The sequence below is a fragment of the Cellulomonas humilata genome (assembly GCF_030814415.1).
GTDB classification, from domain to species: Bacteria; Actinomycetota; Actinomycetes; order Actinomycetales; family Cellulomonadaceae; genus Cellulomonas; species Cellulomonas humilata_A.
In genome coordinates, this window is record NZ_JAUSVB010000007.1 from 67,952 (window position 1) to 82,842 (window position 14,891).

Annotated in this window: 17 protein-coding genes; 6 read left to right on the forward strand and 11 right to left on the reverse strand. The window is 72.0% G+C overall.

Annotated elements, in window-relative coordinates:
- Positions 1-63 precede the first annotated feature (63 nt).
- From ybaK to J2X26_RS20860, 5 genes are read left to right on the forward strand one after another with little or no spacing between them, the layout of a single operon-like run.
- Positions 64-564 carry a Cys-tRNA(Pro) deacylase gene (gene ybaK, locus J2X26_RS20840; protein ID WP_439897889.1) on the forward strand — a complete coding sequence of 167 codons (501 nt, stop codon included), beginning with the start codon at positions 64-66 and terminating at the stop codon, positions 562-564.
- On the forward strand, positions 561-1,265 hold the full coding sequence (locus J2X26_RS20845; RefSeq protein WP_307494633.1) for a YggS family pyridoxal phosphate-dependent enzyme: 705 nt from the start codon (positions 561-563) through the stop codon (positions 1,263-1,265). The genes ybaK and J2X26_RS20845 overlap by 4 nt, the downstream gene beginning before the upstream one ends.
- Entirely contained in the window at positions 1,262-1,489 is a 228-nt protein-coding gene (locus tag J2X26_RS20850; RefSeq protein ID WP_307494634.1) for a hypothetical protein, read from the forward strand. Before J2X26_RS20845 ends, J2X26_RS20850 begins: the two co-directional genes overlap by 4 nt.
- Positions 1,490-1,504: 15 nt before the next feature.
- On the forward strand, positions 1,505-1,870 hold the full coding sequence (locus J2X26_RS20855) for a YidH family protein (protein WP_307494635.1): 366 nt from the start codon (positions 1,505-1,507) through the stop codon (positions 1,868-1,870).
- Positions 1,867-2,172, forward strand: a complete 306-nt coding sequence (locus J2X26_RS20860) for a DUF202 domain-containing protein (RefSeq protein WP_307494636.1) — start codon at positions 1,867-1,869, stop codon at positions 2,170-2,172. Before J2X26_RS20855 ends, J2X26_RS20860 begins: the two co-directional genes overlap by 4 nt.
- A gap of 2 nt (positions 2,173-2,174) precedes the next feature.
- Here the strand turns inward: J2X26_RS20860 and J2X26_RS20865 are convergent, their stop codons facing one another.
- The 4 genes from J2X26_RS20865 to J2X26_RS20880 all read right to left on the reverse strand — a co-directional run bounded on the left by J2X26_RS20865 (position 2,175) and on the right by J2X26_RS20880 (position 6,416).
- The gene (locus J2X26_RS20865) at positions 2,175-3,233 is read right to left on the reverse strand and encodes a lipoate--protein ligase family protein (RefSeq protein ID WP_307494637.1); all 1,059 of its coding nucleotides are present in this window, start codon (positions 3,231-3,233) and stop codon (positions 2,175-2,177) included.
- A gap of 23 nt (positions 3,234-3,256) precedes the next feature.
- On the reverse strand, positions 3,257-4,126 hold the full coding sequence (locus tag J2X26_RS20870) for a hypothetical protein (protein WP_307494638.1): 870 nt from the start codon (positions 4,124-4,126) through the stop codon (positions 3,257-3,259).
- Positions 4,127-4,214: 88 nt separating this feature from the next.
- Positions 4,215-5,837 carry a citramalate synthase gene (gene cimA, locus J2X26_RS20875; protein ID WP_307494639.1) on the reverse strand — a complete coding sequence of 541 codons (1,623 nt, stop codon included), beginning with the start codon at positions 5,835-5,837 and terminating at the stop codon, positions 4,215-4,217.
- Positions 5,838-6,134: 297 nt separating this feature from the next.
- Positions 6,135-6,416: a hypothetical protein gene (locus J2X26_RS20880; protein WP_307494640.1), complete on the reverse strand. Its 282-nt coding sequence runs from the start codon at positions 6,414-6,416 to the stop codon at positions 6,135-6,137.
- A 226-nt stretch (positions 6,417-6,642) separates the two neighbouring features.
- On the opposite strand from J2X26_RS20880, the gene J2X26_RS20885 reads away from it, so the two are divergent.
- Positions 6,643-7,254 (forward strand): hypothetical protein, encoded by a 612-nt coding sequence (locus tag J2X26_RS20885; protein ID WP_307494641.1) that lies wholly within the window; start codon positions 6,643-6,645, stop codon positions 7,252-7,254.
- A gap of 6 nt (positions 7,255-7,260) precedes the next feature.
- Here the strand turns inward: J2X26_RS20885 and J2X26_RS20890 are convergent, their stop codons facing one another.
- The 7 genes from J2X26_RS20890 to J2X26_RS20920 all read right to left on the reverse strand — a co-directional run bounded on the left by J2X26_RS20890 (position 7,261) and on the right by J2X26_RS20920 (position 14,820).
- Entirely contained in the window at positions 7,261-8,286 is a 1,026-nt protein-coding gene (locus J2X26_RS20890) for a serine hydrolase domain-containing protein (RefSeq protein ID WP_307494642.1), read from the reverse strand.
- Positions 8,286-9,395, reverse strand: a complete 1,110-nt coding sequence (locus tag J2X26_RS20895) for a branched-chain amino acid aminotransferase (RefSeq protein ID WP_307494643.1) — start codon at positions 9,393-9,395, stop codon at positions 8,286-8,288. Before J2X26_RS20895 ends, J2X26_RS20890 begins: the two co-directional genes overlap by 1 nt.
- Before the next feature lie 97 nt (positions 9,396-9,492).
- Entirely contained in the window at positions 9,493-10,557 is a 1,065-nt protein-coding gene (locus J2X26_RS20900) for a 3-isopropylmalate dehydrogenase (RefSeq protein WP_307494644.1), read from the reverse strand.
- A 62-nt stretch (positions 10,558-10,619) separates the two neighbouring features.
- Positions 10,620-11,174 carry an ASCH domain-containing protein gene (locus tag J2X26_RS20905; RefSeq protein ID WP_307494645.1) on the reverse strand — a complete coding sequence of 185 codons (555 nt, stop codon included), beginning with the start codon at positions 11,172-11,174 and terminating at the stop codon, positions 10,620-10,622.
- A 201-nt stretch (positions 11,175-11,375) separates the two neighbouring features.
- Complete coding sequence (gene ilvC / locus J2X26_RS20910; RefSeq protein ID WP_307494646.1) at positions 11,376-12,404, reverse strand: ketol-acid reductoisomerase; 1,029 nt, start codon at positions 12,402-12,404, stop codon at positions 11,376-11,378.
- A gap of 43 nt (positions 12,405-12,447) precedes the next feature.
- Positions 12,448-12,972, reverse strand: coding sequence for an acetolactate synthase small subunit (gene ilvN / locus J2X26_RS20915; protein ID WP_055922650.1), 525 nt, complete (start codon positions 12,970-12,972; stop codon positions 12,448-12,450).
- Between the two features lie 3 nt (positions 12,973-12,975).
- The gene (locus J2X26_RS20920; RefSeq protein WP_307494647.1) at positions 12,976-14,820 is read right to left on the reverse strand and encodes an acetolactate synthase large subunit; all 1,845 of its coding nucleotides are present in this window, start codon (positions 14,818-14,820) and stop codon (positions 12,976-12,978) included.
- Between the last annotated feature and the right edge of the window lie 71 nt (positions 14,821-14,891).

The window sequence follows — 14,891 nt, forward strand, 5'->3', positions numbered from 1 at the left end:
CACCCCCGACGGCCGCGGACGGTATCCGGGAGGACCCTGATCCCGCCCTATCGTGGCTCCGTGGTGAAGAAGGAGCACGCGCCCACCGGCACGCCGGCGCTCGTCGCGCTGACCGCGGCAGGTGTCACGCACACGGCACACGCCTACACGCACGACCCCGCGAGCTCCCTCGGGTACGGCCTGGAGGCCGCGGCCGCGCTCGGCGTCCCGCCGGAGCAGGTGTTCAAGACCCTGATGACGGTCGTGGACGGCACGCTCACGGTGGCGGTCGTGCCCGTGACCGGGCAGCTGGACCTCAAGGCGCTCGCGCAGGCCGTCGGGGGCAAGCGCGCCACGCTGGCGCCCAAGCCGGACGCCGAGCGCGCCACGGGGTACGTCGTCGGTGGCATCTCCCCGCTCGGCCAGCGATCGCCGCACCCCACGGTGGTCGACGAGACCGCGTGGCTCTTCGACACCGTCCTGGTCTCCGGCGGGCGACGCGGCCTCGACGTCGAGCTCTCCCCCGACGACCTGGTCCGGCTCACGTCGGCGACCGTCGCGGACATCGCGCGGTCCGACCCGTGATCGCCGAGCGACTGTCCGACGTCCGCCGCCGCGTGGCGCAGGCCGCCGTCTCCGCCGGCCGCGACCCCGCGGACGTCCGCCTGCTCCTGGCGACCAAGACGCAGCCGGTCGACCTGGTCCGCGAGGCGATCGCGGCCGACGCCCGGGCCAGGGCCGAGGACCCGAACCTGACCGCCGTGCTCGTCGGCGAGAACCGCGTGCAGGAGCTCGTCGCCAAGGGACCCGAGCTCGCCGGGCTGGCGACGGTGCACCTGATCGGGCCGCTGCAGTCCAACAAGGTCAACGCGGCCCTGCGCTGGGTGTCGTGCATCGAGTCGGTGGAGTCGCTGGACCTGGCCGAGCGACTCTCCGCGCGGGCGACCGGGCCTCTGGACGTGTACGTGCAGGTGAACGTGTCCGGCGAGGCGACGAAGCACGGGGTCGTGCCGGACGAGGCGGTCGCGCTCGCGGGGGCCGTCGCAGCACTCCCCGGCCTGCGGGTGGCCGGCCTGATGACGATCGGCGCGCGTTCCGACGACACCGCCGTCGTCCGGTCCGGCTACGCCCTCCTGCGGTCGCTGCGGGACGAGCTCGTCGCAGTGGGCACTCAGACGGCGACCGAGCTGTCCATGGGCATGAGCGGCGACCTCGAGCTGGCCGTCGCGGAGGGTGCGACGCTGGTGCGCGTCGGCAGCGCGGTCTTCGGCGCTCGCCCGACGTGACCCCCGCGCAGCAGCACCAGCTGCGCGGTGCGCGTCGCTGCACCGGGTGCGCGGCGGCGCACGACGGCGACCTCGCGCGCGTGCAGCACGGTGAGGCGGCGAAGCTCTCGATCCAGGTCCATGTGACTCCCCTCGTCACGGGTCAGGAGCGCGCCGGCCCTGCACTGATACACGCGTCCAGCACGATCGTCGGAGCGTCCGTCCTGCTGTCCCGTCGGCTCTGACGGCAGGATGGGGCCATGAGCGACGAGCGCCGGTTCCCGCGGTGGGTCTACGGCACGGGGTCCGATCCGGACGCCCGGTTCTCGCTGGCGAACGAACGGACCTTCCTCGCGTGGATCCGGACGTCGCTCGCGCTGCTGGCCGGTGGGGTGGCCCTGGAGGCCCTCGCGCTGCCGGTGCAGCCGGACCTGCGGTTCGCCGCAGCGATGGTCCTGGTCGTGCTGGGCGTCCTGGCCCCCGTGCTGGCGTGGATGAGCTGGGCCCGCGCCGAGCGTGCGGTCCGGCTGGGCACCTCGCTCCCGGCGCCGTCGGCGTTCGGCCTGCTCGTCGTCGGCGTCTGCGTCGCCGGTGTCCTGGTCCTCGTCGGGATGGCCGTCGGATGAGCGAGCCACCTCCGACGCTCGCAGCCGAGCGCACCCACCTGGCCTGGCGCCGCACCGCGATCGGGCTCACGGGCGGCGCGATCGCAGCCGCGCACCTGCTGCAGGAGTTCCTCGGTCCGGCCGCCTGGAGCCTCGCGGCCTCCGCACTCGTGATCTCCGTCGCGCTGGCGGTCGTCTCGCACCGGAGGCACCTCGTCGGCGGTGCGCTGCCTCCCGGTGGGCGGCTCGTGGCGGTCAGCGCCGCGGGAGTCGTCGTGATCGGCGTCGCCGCGCTCGCGTTCGTGGTGCTGCACGGCCCCTGAGGTCAGGGCACGCGGGCGGTCCAGGCCGGGTCCGTGAACTTGGTCCGCATCAGCTCGGCTGCGCGCTCCAGCTCCTCGGGTCGCAGCGCGCCGTCGACCGTGGGGTACAGCCCGCGGAAGTGGGCCGCGAACGCGGCGATGACCGCCTCGCGCGGCAGCTGGGTCTGCGAGCGCACCGGGTCCACCCGCTTGTTCGCGCTGGTCGTCCCCTTGTCCGACAGCTTCTCGCGCCCGATCCGGAGCACCTCGAGCATCTTGTCGGCGTCGATGTCGTAGGACATGGTCACGTGGTGCAGGACCGCGCCGCCGACCATCCGCTTCTGCGCGGAGCCGGCCAGCTTGCCGGCCGGTGAGGCGATGTCGTTGAGCCCGCTGGTGAACGCGTGCACGCCGACGTCCGCGAGCGCACCCAGCACCCACTGGTTGAGGAACGCGTAGGAGTCCTCGAAGGTCATGCCGTCCACCAGCGACGCCGGCACCACCAGCGAGAACGTGATGCAGTTGCCGGCCTCCATGAACATCGCGCCGCCGCCGGAGATCCGCCGGACCACCGTGATGCCGTGGCGCTCCGCCGCCTCGAGGTCCACCTCGTTGCGCAGCGACTGGAACGACCCGATGATCACCGCGGGCTCGACCCACTCCCAGAACCGCAGGGTCGGGCCGCGACGCCCCACCCCCAGCTCCTCGGTGAGCACCTGGTCGAGCGCCGTGTGCATCGCCGGGGGCAGCGGCCCGGGGTGGATGAGCTCGAACGTGTGGTCGGCCCACCCGGTGGAGTACCCGAGCGCCCGACGCACCGCGACCGCCACCGCGTGGGCGTCGAACCCGACCATCGTCACCGGCTGGTCCTCGTGGGCGAGTGCCGTGGTCACGGCCTCGGCGAGCCGGCTCACGGGGGTGTCCCGCGGCAGCCCGTCCAGGGCCGACGACAGCACCGGCAGTGCTTCGTCGGGCTCGAGGAAGAAGTCGCCGCTGACGCTGACGCCGGTCAGCAGCCCGTCCACCACGTCGAGGTCGACCGCGACGAGCTTGCCGCCGGGGACCTTGTACTCACCGTGCACGCCGCCCAGCGTAGGCGGCTCCGTCAGCCGAGCGACTGCACGGCCGACTGCGCGCGGTCCTGGATCATCGCGGACAGGCTGGCCGCATCGCCCAGGGTGGCTCGCGCGGCGTCCGCGTCCCCGGGACCGAGCGCCTCGGCCGTCCACGTGACGATGGTGTTGCCGACGAGCATGTGCCCCCGGTACCCCGGGATCTCGCTCCCCTCGGCGGAGTGCGTGATCTCCTGCACGATCGACGGGTACACGCCCTGCCCCTCGATCGCCGGCTCGGCACTCCAGGTGGCGCCGTCGATGCCCAGGTTCACCTGGCTGTACTCCGGGCAGCCGTCGACGGTCGTCACCAGCTCACGGAACGCCTCGCGCGCCGCGGCGGGGTCGGGCAGCAGGACGACCTCCTGCTCGAAGGACATCGCGTCGTTGCCCCACATCAGCGCGTCGAACCAGGTGGGCGGGGTGGCGACGACGGTGACGGCCGCCGTGCACTCCGGCGGGTCGACCGTCGAGCCCGCCGGCAGGCCCCACGGCAGCTGCCCGGACGTGATCAGCTGCCGCACCTCGGGCTCGGCCGCCGGGACGTTCACGAGCAGCTCCGCCGACGTGACGAACAGGGTGGGTGCCGTGATCGCGTCGAACATCGCGTCCGCCCCGGGCGGTGCGACGGACGGCGCGAGCGACGGCGGCTGCGTGGTGGGGGCGGTCGTCGGCTCGGTGTCGGTGACGGTACCGGTCGGTGTCGGCTCGGTCTCCACCGGTGCCCACGGCTGCGCGACGAGCGCGGTGACCAGGGCGATCGCCAGGACGGCCACGAGCAGCCACCACCAGCTGGTACCCGACCTCCTCGACCCGGACGGCCAGCCCGGTGCCGGATCAGGCGGCGGCGTACTGCCGGACACGACCGCTCCTCCCGCACGTCGGCGGCCGCGCTGCAGCGGCCGGTCCCCCGAGGCTAAGCCGCGACGGTCAGGTGCGCAGGGATGAAGTTCAGCGAGGCGTCACACCGTTGTGGCGAAGCCCCCAGATGGCGGAGTCGGTGAGGGCCTCCCACGACGCCTCCAGCAGGTTGGGGCCGACGCCGACGGTGCTCCAGGAGCGCTGGCCGTCGGTCATCTCGATCAGCACGCGGGTGATCGCGTCGGTGCCGTGCATCGAGTCGAGGATGCGCACCTTGAAGTCGATGAGCTCGAACGTCTCGAGCTCGGGGTAGACCCGGACGAGCGCCTGGCGCAGGGCGTGGTCGAGCGCGTTGACCGGCCCGTTGCCCTCCCCCGTGCTGACGACCCGCTCCCCGCCGGCGTGCAGCTTGACGGTCGCCTCGGCCGTTGCGGGCGTGCCGCGGCCGCCGCTGCGCTCGACGATGGTCCGCCACGACTCGACCCGGAAGTACTGCGGGCGCTGCCCGTCGATCTCCTCGAGCAGGAGGAGCTCGAACGACGCGTCCGCCGCCTCGTACGTGTAGCCGTTCGCCTCGGCGTCCTTGACCCGGTCCGTGACCCGGCCGAGCAGCTCGGGGCGCCCGGCGAGGTCGAACCCGAGCTCCCGCCCCTTGAGCTCGATCGACGCGCGGCCGGCCATGTCGGAGATCAGCATCCGCATGTCGTTGCCCACGGCGGCAGGGTCGATGTGCTGGTAGAGGTCGGGGTCCACCTTGATGGCGGACGCGTGGATGCCCGCCTTGTGCGCGAACGCGCTGGCGCCGACGTACGCCGACCGGGCGAACGGCGAGATGTTCGTGATCTCGCTGATCGCGTGGGCGATCCGGGTCAGCTCCGGGAGCCCGCCGGGCAGCCCGTCCGTCACCTTGAGCACCGGCAGCCCGTACTTGAGCTGCAGGTTGGCGACGACGGACAGCAGGTCGGCGTTCCCCGTGCGCTCGCCGTACCCGTTGACGGTGCCCTGGACGTGCGAGCACCCGGCCTCGACCGCGGCGAGCGTGTTGGCAACCGCGCAGCCGGAGTCGTTGTGCGCGTGGATGCCGAGGACGGCGTCGGGCCCGACGGCTCCCCGGATCTCGTGCACGATGTCCGCGATCCAGGTGGGGACCATGCCCCCGTTGGTGTCGCAGAGGGCGACCACCTCGGCGCCCGCCTCGAACCCGGCGAGCACGGCGGCGCGGGAGTACGCCGGGTCGAACCGGTAGCCGTCGAAGAAGTGCTCGGCGTCCACCACGACCCGCCGCCCCTCGCGCACCAGGAAGGCGACGGTGTCCGCGATCATCGCGATGTTCTCGTCGCCCGTGGTCCGCAGAGCGCGCTCCGCGTGCCGCAGGTCGTGCTTGGCGACGAGCGCGACGACCGGTGCCTCGGAGTCGACCAGAGCCCGGACCTGCGGGTCGTCGACCGCGCGCGTCCCGGCCTTGCGCGTGCTGCCGAACGCGGCCAGCTCCGCGTTGCGGAAGTCCAGCTCCTTGGCGGCCCGCTTGAAGAACTCGGTGTCCTTGGGCACCGCGCCCGGCCAGCCCCCCTCGATGAAGCCGACACCGAGCTCGTCGAGCAGCGGCGCGATGGCCAGCTTGTCGGCGACGGAGAGGTTCATCCCCTCCTGCTGGGCGCCGTCGCGCAGGGTCGTGTCGTAGACCTGGAACGGCGTGCTGCTGGTGACGGACACGATGTGCTCTCTTCGGTGCTGGGACGGGCGACGTACTCGAACTGCGCCGGCTGCTTCCTCGTTCTTCCCGGCGGGGGTGTGCCGGTTGCAGTCGACGGTAGTCGGGGCGGGGGTGGTGCTCCGACCAACAAAAAGACCCCCCGGGGTACGGGAGGTCTGCGCGTCAGCTGGTGGGCCGACGCGCTACTCGATAATGAGGGAGAAGCGGGTCACACCTGCATGGTGGCACACGTCACGTTCCGTGGTCGCCCGTTCCACGTGCTGGACACTCCCGCCGTGGCGGCCACCCACTCCGCGCTACTCCCGGCGGAAGACCCGGCGAGCGATGGGGCCGACCGAGAACCCCAGCACCAGCAGACCGGTGACGATGAGTGGGAGGGCGATCACGACGCCGTACGGCTCGTTGATCCCGTCCGTCGCGGGCGCGAAGAACGGAGCCATGAGGGCTGCCCCGCCGACCAGGAGGCCTGCACCCAGGAGGGCGCCGATGGCGCAGAGGCCCACCGACACCACCGGGCCGCGGACCTCGGCCACCCGGATCGGCGGCGCCCAGGGGATGCCGGGACGACCCTCGCTCACGTCCCCACCCTCATGATCGTCCGGCATTCCGCCTCCTCAGGCCGACCGCACGGTAGCCCCGAGACGTGTGGTCGCGACGGGTACCGGCCGACGTTCACCCGACCGGTCCTCTGACGGCCGCCGAGCCATGTGTCCCGACGTCCGCGCGGCGGGATGTCCGATTCGCTAGCGTTGCTCCGTGTCGTCACCGGCGGCGCGCAGGTCGGCCGACCTCCAGGAGGCAGCAATGTCCATCCCCACTCCCCCGCCTGAGCGCCAGTCCGCCTACCCGCACCAGACACCGACCCCGTCGCCGGCTCCTCCGCCGCCCGCGGATCCCACGGTCGTCTACCCGGCCGCGCTGCAGCCCGCTCCGGTCCAGCCCGTGCAGCCCGTCCAGCCCGTGCCCGTGGCACCCGCCCGGCCCGCGGACCCGTCGGTGGACGCCGGACGCTTCTGGGCCGGGGTCGTCGCGACTGCCCTGGTGGCGGCGCTCGTCGGCCTGGTAGGTGTCGTGATCGTCGACCAGATCCTCGGCTTCGAGCTCGCCGTCCAGGACGTCTTCGGCGTCGACTCGACCGGGGCCGCGTACGTGGTCGGCGCCGCGGTCATCGCGGTGCTCGCGGGCGGGCTGCTGCACCTGCTGGTGCTCACCACCCCGAAGCCCAAGGCGTTCTTCGGCTGGATCATGTTCCTGGGCACCCTGACGGCAGCGCTCCTGCCGCTGACCTGGACCGACGTGCTCGAGTCGTCGATCTCCGCCGGCCTCGTGAACGCGCTCATCGGCATCGCGATCTGGTCCCTGCTGCTCGGTGTGCTGAGCCGCACGCTGCGCCCGGGGACGACACCGATCGACTGACGCGACTCAGTCGATCAACCGCTCCTGCAGCAGGCGGGCCAGCGGCCACGCGGCCTCGGCGGTCGTCCCGACGACCGTCGCGGTCAGCCCGGCCGCCGGGTCGTGCAGGCTCAGGAACGACACGCCCGCGTCGTAGCCCTCGAGCTCGACGACGTCGTCGCGGGTGGCGTGCACCCAGAACCCCAGGCCGTACCGCCGCGGGTCCTCGGGCGCCGTGCTGCGCGGCCGGACCATCTGGGCCACGCTGTCCGGGCTGACGATCGCGCCGTCGAACAACGCCGTCCAGAACCGGTGCACGTCCGCACCGGTCGTGTAGATCCCGCCGTCGCCCGTGCCGAGCACCGGCAGGTGGAACACGTTGGTGCGCCACTGCCCGTCCATCTCGACGTACCCCAGCGCCGCGCGGCCGGGCAGGGCGTCCGACCGCAGGAAGTCGGTGTCCACCAGACCGGCCGGGCGGCACACCCGGTCGCGGACGAGGTCGTGGAACGGCACCCCCGACGCACGTTCCGCCAGCAGGGCCAGCACCACGAACCCGCCGTTGCAGTAGAAGAACCGGTCCCCCGCCGGGAACGCCGTCGGGAACCCGTCGAGCACGCGGAGGAACGCCTCCGTGGTGTCCAGCTCGTGCACCGGGACCGTCATCGCGTACGCGGTGATCGGGATGTCGTCGTCCTCGTCGAGGTAGTCGCCGATGCCCGACGTGTGCCCCAGGAGGTGCTCGATGGTGACGTCGTCGGCGATCAGCGGCAGGTCCGTGCCCAGCAGCGACCGGGCCGTCGTGCCGAGCGAGAGCGTGCCGTCCTCGACCAGGCTCATCACGGCGAGCGCGGTCATGCCCTTGGAACCGCTCGCGATCCCCACCTGGGTGTCCGGCGTCATGGCGATGCCGTGCCGCCGGTCGGCGAGCCCGTACGCGGCCGAGAGCTCCGTGGTGCCGGCACGGTCCACCCGCACCACCCCCGCGAAGCCGGTCTCGGCCGCGACGCGGTCGACGTCAGCGGCCAGGTCGGCGTTCGCGGACGGTTCCATCACGCGAGCCGGTGGAGCCAACCGTGCCGGTCGGTCGCGCGGCCGTACTGGATGTCGGTGAGCTCGGCGCGGATGCGCGTGGTCACCGGCCCGGCGTCGCCGTCGCCCACCGTGAGGTCGAAGTCGTCGCTGGCCAGTCGCCCGATCGGCGTCATGACGGCGGCCGTGCCGCACGCGAACACCTCGCGCACCGACCCGTCGGCGAGCCCCTCCCGCAGCTCCGTCAGCGGGATCTGGCGCTCGGAGACCTCGTGACCGGCGTCCGTCAGCAGGCGCAGGATCGACGACCGCGTGACGCCCTCGAGGATCGACCCCGAGACCGGCGGCGTCGCCACGCTGCCGTCGGCGTGGACGACGAACACGTTCATCCCGCCCAGCTCCTCGATCTGCGTGTTCGTCGACGCGTCGAGGAAGCACACCTGCTCGAAGCCCTTGGCGTAGGCCAGCTGCTGCGGGAGGAGGCTCGCGGCGTAGTTGCCGCCGCACTTGGCGGCACCCGTGCCACCGGCACCCGCGCGGTGGTACTCCTGGTCCACCCAGATGGACACCGGCCGCACGCCGCCCGCGAAGTACGGGCCGACCGGCGACGCGATGACGAGGAACTCCGCCTCCAGCGAGGGCCGCACGCCGAGGAACGTCTCCGAGGCGTACATGAACGGCCGCAGGTACAGGCTCGTCTCCTCGCCGGAGGGCACCCAGGCCAGGTCGGTGGCGACGAGCGCCTCGATGGCACCGAGGAAGTCCGCCTCCGACAGCTCCGGCAGCGCGAGCCGTCGGGCCGAGCGCGTGAACCGGGCCGCGTTGTCGCGCGGCCGGAACGTCCAGACGGAGCCGTCGGCGTGGCGGTACGCCTTCATGCCCTCGAAGATCTCCTGGCCGTAGTGCAGGACGGCCGTCGCCGGGTCCAGCAGCAGCGGGCCGTACTTCTCGACGCGCCGACCCGTCCAGCCGTTCTCGTTCGAGTACGTGATGCGGGCCATGTGCTCGGTGAACACGGTGCCGAACTTCGGCGACGCCAGCGCTGCGTCGCGCTGCGCGTCGGGGACGGGGGTGTCGGTCCGGGTGATCTCGAAGAGGTCGGCGGACGTGGGGTGGGTCGTGGTGCTCATGTGCGGGGGCCTTTCACCAGAGTCAGGTTTGACGGTACCGGTGAGGACGGCCGGGTGGCATCCGGGGCGGGGCGCAGCGGCCCCGCGAGGATGTGGATCAGCCGGCGATGCGCGCGGCGAGGTCCTTGCCCACCTCGGCCGTCGACCGTACTCGCTCGACCTGGCCGCGCTCGACGATGTCGTCGGCCACGGCCTTCTCCACGCGCGCTGCCGCCTCCGGAAGGCCGAGGTGCTCGAGCAGCAGGGCGACGGACAGCACCGTGGCGGTGGGGTCGGCCTTGCCCTGGCCCGCGATGTCCGGCGCGGAGCCGTGCACCGGCTCGAACATGCTGGGCGCTGTCCGGTCCGGGTTGATGTTGGCCGACGCCGCGAGCCCGATGCCGCCGGTGATGGCCGCGGCGAGGTCCGTGAGGATGTCGCCGAACAGGTTGTCGGTGACGATGACGTCGAAACGCGCCGGGTTGGTGACCAGGAAGATGGTCGCCGCGTCCACGTGCAGGTAGTCGACCGTCACGTCGGGGAACTCGGCGTTCACGGCCTCGACCGTGCGGCGCCACAGGTGGCCGGCGTGCACGAGGACGTTGTGCTTGTGCACGAGCGTGAGCTTCTTGCGCGGGCGGGCCGCGGCACGCGCGAAGGCGTCGCGGACCACGCGCTCGACGCCGAACGCGGTGTTCACGCTGACCTCGTTGGCCACCTCGTGCGGGGTGCCCACGCGGATGGCGCCGCCGTTGCCCACGTACGGGCCCTCGGTGCCCTCGCGGACCACCACGAAGTCGATCTCGCCTGGGTTGCCCAGCGGCGACGCGACGCCCGGGTAGAGCCGGCTCGGGCGCAGGTTGACGTAGTGGTCCAGCGCGAAGCGCAGCTTGAGCAGCAGCCCCCGCTCCAGCACGCCCGACGGCACGCTGGGGTCGCCGATGGCGCCCAGCAGGATGGCGTCGTGCGCGCGGATCGCCTCGAGGTCGGTGTCCGTGAGGGTCTCGCCGGTCGCGTGCCAGCGGCGGGCGCCCAGGTCGAAGTCCGTCGTCGAGACCGTGACCGCGCCACCGTGCAGGGCGGTGTCGAGGGCCAGCAGACCCTGCTCGACGACCTCCGTGCCGATGCCGTCACCAGCGACGACGGCGAGGCGGATGTCCCGGGCAGCAGTGGTGTCGACCATGGACCGAGCGTAGACCCCGTCCCACCGCTCGGGACGGATGTCTCATCCTGCGGGACGCGCGATCAGTCGACGGCGGGGGTCGGGCCGAGGGTCGGATAGATCAGCTCGAACCGCTCCAGCATCACGTCGAGCGACGGTGAGAACGCCTCCCCCAGCACCCGCCGCCACGACGCCTCGTGCTGCGCCCGCCACGACTCCAGAGTGCCGTCGCCCTCGGCCTCCGCCGCCGCGTGCTCCGCCGACACCTGGTCGAACGGGACCACCTCGACCTCGGTGGTGCGCAGCAGCGCGCGCGGGTCGCCCGCACCGTCCACGACGATCGACAGGTCTCCCACGTGCGGGACCTCGAGACCCACCTGCTGCAGCTCGGCGACGGCCAGCGCGGTGGCGGTCTTGCGCCCGTCGAGCACCCGGGCCAGCAGCTCGTCCGCCTCGGCGTCGTCCCCGTAGGACCACGACGGCGGGGGGACCACGTCCTCGGGCGTGCCACCGACGACGCTGTCCAGCTTGCCCATCCCGACATGGCCGCGGGCGGCCTGCCAGAACGCCGCGATGCGGAGGTCGTCGACCGTTCCCTCGGCTGCGTGCTCGGCCGGCTCTACCTGCTCGTAGGTCATCGTCGTCCCTCCGTCGTGGTGTGCCCCATCCTTGCGTACCCGCTGGCCACCGGCACATCGCCGGGGTGCCGACCGCGATCGTGGGTGCGGCACGAGATCGTCGGTGCGCACCCACGATCTCGCGACGAACCCACGATCTCGGGTCGGAGACGCAGAACGGCACCCGGGTGAGCCCGGGTGCCGTTCTGGGGTGAGGGTGGATCAGCGCGCCGCGCTGCCCTCGACGTAGTCGGTCTCCGTCGGCTTGACCCAGGCGAACAGCTTGCGCAGCTCGCGGCCGACGGGCTCGATCGGGTGGTTCTGGCCCTTCTCGCGCAGCTCCTTGAACTCCGGCGCGCCGGCGTCCTGGTCGTTGATGAAGCGCTCCGCGAAGGCGCCGTTCTGGATGTCCGCGAGGACCGCCTGCATGTTCGTCTTCACGTCGGGCGTGATGACGCGCGGACCGGACACGTAGTCGCCGTACTCGGCGGTGTCGGACACGGACCAGCGCTGCTTGGTGATGCCGCCCTCGAAGATGAGGTCGACGATCAGCTTCAGCTCGTGCAGGACCTCGAAGTACGCGACCTCGGGCTGGTAGCCGGCCTCCGTCAGGGTCTCGAAGCCGTACTGGATGAGCTGCGAGACGCCACCGCACAGGACGGCCTGCTCACCGAACAGGTCGGTCTCGGTCTCCTCGGTGAAGGTCGTCTTGATGCCGGCGGCGCGCAGGCCACCGATCGCCTTGGCGTAGGACAGCGCGAGGTCCCAGGCGGAGCCCGACGCGTCCTGCTCGACGGCGACGATCACGGGCACGCCGCGGCCGTCGACGTACTCGCGGCGGACCAGGTGACCCGGGCCCTTGGGGGCGACCATGAGCACGTCGTGACCCGCGGCCGGCTTGATGTAGCCGAAGCGGATGTTGAAGCCGTGGCCGAAGACGAGCGCGGCGCCGTCCTTCAGGTTGGGCTCGATCTCGTCGCGGTAGACGATGCGCTGCACCTGGTCGGGGGCCAGGATGACGACGACGTCGGCCTCGCGGACCGCGTCGGCCACGGAGGCGACCTTGAGGCCCTGGTTCTCGGCCTTGGCGCGGGACGCGGAGCCCTCGCGCAGGCCGACGGTCACGTCGACACCGGAGTCGCGCAGGTTGAGGCTGTGCGCGTGCCCCTGGCTGCCGTAGCCGATGACGGCGACCTTCTTGTTGGCGATGATCGACAGGTCGGCGTCGTCGTCGTAGAACAGCTCGGCCACGATGGGTCTCCTCGGTGATTGGTGCTGCTGAAAGGGGAAAGAGTCAGGCGGAGCGGTTGACGCGCTCCAGGGCGCGGTCGGTGATCGAGCGCGACCCGCGGCCGATGGCCACGGTGCCGGACTGCACGATCTCCCGGATGCCGAACGGCTCCAGGGCGGCGAGCAGGGCGTCGAGCTTGCCCGGTCCGCCGGTCGCCTCGATGACGACGGTGTCCGGCACGACGTCGACGACGTGCGCCCGGAACAGCTGGACGACCTCGAGGACACCGGTGCGCTGCGTGGCGTCGGCCTTGACCTTCACCAGCAGCAGCTCGCGCTGGACGGACGCGGAGTCCTCCAGCTCGACGATCTTGATGACGTTGATCAGCTTGTTCAGCTGCTTGGTCACCTGCTCCAGCGGCAGGGCGTCGACGTCGACGACGACCGTGATGCGGGAGATCTCGTCGTGCTCGGTGGGACCGACCGCGAGCGAGTGGATGTTGAACGACCGCCGCGCGAACAGGCCGGCGACGCGTGTCAGCACGCCGGGCTTGTTCTCGACGAGGACCGAGAGTGTGTGACGGGACATGGCTCAGTCCTCCCGGTCCCACGCGGGGCTGATCCCACGCGCGTACTGGATGTCGTCGTTGCTGACGCCGGCGGCGACCATCGGCCACACCATCGCGTCACGTGACACGGTGAAGTCGATGACGACCGGCTGGTCGTTGATCTCGAGGGCGCGCTTGATGGTGGCGTCCACGTCACCGACGGTCTCGCAGCGCAGCCCGGCGCAGCCGTACGCGTCGGCCATCTTCACGAAGTCGGGGATGCGCACGGTGCCGTGCCCGGTGTTGAGGTCGGTGTTGGAGTAGCGGGACTCGTAGAACAGGGTCTGCCACTGCCGCACCATGCCGAGCGACGAGTTGTTGATGATCGCGACCTTGATCGGGATCTCGTTGATGGTGCAGGTGGCCAGCTCCTGGTTGGTCATCTGGAAGCAGCCGTCGCCGTCGATCGCCCAGACGGTCCGGGACGGGTCCCCGACCTTGGCACCCATCGCCGCCGGCACCGCGTAGCCCATGGTGCCCAGGCCGCCCGAGTTCAGCCACGAGTTGGGCCGCTGGTACTTGATGAACTGCGCGGCCCACATCTGGTGCTGACCGACGCCCGCGGCGAAGATCGACTCCGGCCCGGACAGCTCGCCGATCCGCTGGATGACGTGTTGCGGGGCCAGGTGGCCGTCGGCGGGCTCGTCGAACCCGAGCGGGAACGTCGAGCGCCAGTCGTCCAGCTGACGCCACCACTCCTCGAGGTCCGGCTTGCCGTGCTGCGTGTGCTCGCGGGCGAGCTCGGGCAGCAGGTCCGCCATGACCTCCTTGAGGTCACCGACGATCGGCACGTCGACCGTGCGGTTCTTGCCGATCTCGGCCGGGTCGATGTCCGCGTGCACGATGGTCGCGTTGGGCGCGAAGCTCGACAGGAGCCCGGTCACGCGGTCGTCGAAGCGCGCGCCCAGGGCGACGACGAGGTCGGCCTTCTGCAGCGCGGCGACCGCGGCCACCGTGCCGTGCATGCCGGGCATCCCGAGGTTCTGCGGGTGCGAGTCGGGCAGTGCACCGCGCGCCATGAGGGTGGTGACGACGGGGGCACCCGCAGCCTCGGTCAGAGCGCGCAGCTCGGCTGCCGCACGGGCCCGGATGACCCCGCCGCCGACGTAGAACACCGGGCGGCGCGACGTCGCGATGAGCCGGGCGGCCTCGCGGATCTGCTTGGCGTGCGGCTTGGTCACCGGGTGGTAGCCGGGCAGGTTCAGCTCCTGCGGCCACGAGAACGTGGTGCGCGAGACCATCGCGGACTTCGCGATGTCGACGAGCACCGGACCGGGGCGACCCGTCGACGCGATGTGGAACGCCTCGGCGATGACCCGCGGGATGTCGTCGGGGTCGGTCACCAGGTAGTTGTGCTTGGTCACCGGCAGCGTGATGCCGACGATGTCGGCCTCCTGGAACGCGTCCGTGCCGATCATGGACGCGGCCACCTGCCCGGTGATCGCGACCAGCGGCACGGAGTCCATGTGCGCGTCGGCGATGGGGGTCACGAGGTTCGTGGCGCCCGGGCCCGAGGTCGCCATGCAGACGCCGACGCGGCCGGTCGCGGCGGCGTAGCCGGCGGCCGCGTGGCCACCGCCCTGCTCGTGCCGGACCAGGATGTGGCGGACCTTGGTGGAGTCCATCAGCGGGTCGTACGTCGGGAGGATCGCGCCGCCGGGGATGCCGAAGACGACCTCGACGCCGGCCTCCTCGAGCGAGCGGACGATCGACTGCGCGCCGGTGACCTGCTCGGGGCCGGCCGTGCTCGTCGTCGCGGCGGGAACCGAGACGCGCGCGGTGGTAGGCGTGGGCGTTCGCGGCGGTGCCGGGTGAGGGCCCTGGACCATCGATGTCTCCCTGGGTCGTGCTGCTGGGTACTGCGTATGGCGTACGGGGGCTGAACACAGAAAAGCCCCTC